Annotated in this window: 2 pseudogenes; both read right to left on the bottom strand. The window is 74.4% G+C overall.

What is annotated here, in order from left to right:
- Positions 1-269 (bottom strand): annotated as a pseudogene (locus ADL03_RS44675) (hypothetical protein); the annotation flags it as partial.
- A gap of 12 nt (positions 270-281) precedes the next feature.
- Positions 282-710: pseudogene (locus ADL03_RS49220) on the bottom strand (hypothetical protein); the annotation flags it as partial.

Below are 710 nucleotides of genomic sequence, written 5' to 3'. Positions count from 1 at the left end.
CAGCCACGCCCCGCGCCCACCCCGACGCCACCGGTCAACACGCCTTCCGCCACCACCCCACCGGTCACCGCACCACCGGCCAACACCCCGCCGACCAAAACGCCCACGCCCAGCACGCCGCCGCCGAGCGCCAACGTCCCGTCGCCGACGCCAAACACGCCGTCCCCGACGCCGAACACCCCCTCGGCGAACACGCCACCGGTGAACACCCCGCCAGCGGACACCCCGCCGGTCAGCACCTCGCCCAACCCGAACCCGGCGCCGAACACGTCGCCGCCCGCTCAGACGCGGCCCGCACCGACGCCACCTCCTGTCGCGCCACCGGTCAACACCCCGCCGGTCAACACCCCGCCGGTCAACACGCCGACGCCCACCCCTTCACCGGCGCCCAACCCCAACACACCACCGGCCAACTCGCCGACGCCGAACACGCCGCCGGTGAACTCTGCGACGCCCAACCCGAACACCCCGCCGGTCAACGCGCCGAGCAACGTGCCGGGTACGAACGTGCCGTCGACCAACCCGCCAGGTGCCAACACGCCCTCGCCGACGCCGAACACCGCGTCGCCGAACCCCAGCCCGAACGCGAACACCCCGCCGCCCGCGCAGCCGAAGCCCGCGCCGGACACGAACACGCCACCGCCCAACCCGCCGACGAACGTCCCCCCGGCGAGCACCACGCCGAACCCGAACACCCCGAACCCGTCCAC

It is taken from the genome of Nocardia sp. NRRL S-836, from assembly GCF_001279525.1.
Classification (GTDB): Bacteria; Actinomycetota; Actinomycetes; order Mycobacteriales; family Pseudonocardiaceae; genus Lentzea.
This window is presented reverse-complemented; position numbering and strand designations above follow the sequence as displayed.